Origin of the sequence: Halorubrum tibetense, assembly GCF_042661865.1 — an archaeon.
In the GTDB taxonomy this organism is placed as follows: domain Archaea; phylum Halobacteriota; class Halobacteria; order Halobacteriales; family Haloferacaceae; genus Halorubrum; species Halorubrum tibetense.
The window spans coordinates 1-562 of record NZ_JBHSWW010000681.1 but is presented as its reverse complement, the minus strand read 5'-3'; the positions used below and the strand labels follow the sequence as shown (position 1 = coordinate 562).

Here is a 562-nt window from a genome sequence, read left to right as displayed (position 1 = left end):
CAGCGCCATTGGCAGCCAACAAATGGCCACTGTCGACAACCATAAGCTACGCCATTGGGGTGATTCTGACCAACATTTTTCGGCTAGTTGGGCTAACCCAAATACCACCCCACTAAAAGCAATAAAGAACAGGCAGCACCAAAAGAACGGAATCAGTAGATTTGAAAACTCACTCATGGTCGCTGGCCTCGCTGTCCAATAACAGTCGCTCAAGGTCCTCTATTTCCGCGGCGTTCAACAATTCGCTCTGAGCAAACATAGCAACGGGAAGCGGCCCCTTTACCTCTAGCACGCGCTGGGAAAAGTCCTTTACGAAATTTGCCAGGGTTTGCACCTTGCCTACTTCGGCTCGATAAACTTTGACACCGTGAATGTCTAATGCACTGATGAGGCCCTTATCCAGCATTCGATCAAGGGTTTTACGGGTGGAGGAAAAGGACCAAGCTAAATCAGCTGCCACCTGCTCATGTACTTCTCTCGCACTCAATGGCGCTTTACGCCAAAGAGCTTTTAGTAAAATCAATTCTGTGGGGGACGGTCTTTGTGTATCCATTAAGGGTTC

1 protein-coding gene is annotated in these 562 nt (G+C 48.8%); it reads right to left on the bottom strand.

Features of this window, described 5'->3' with window-relative positions:
• Window positions 1-169: 169 nt before the first annotated feature.
• Window positions 170-562 (bottom strand): BlaI/MecI/CopY family transcriptional regulator (locus ACFQEU_RS17720; RefSeq protein ID WP_379784290.1); only part of this gene is annotated, 393 nt, incomplete at its 5' end.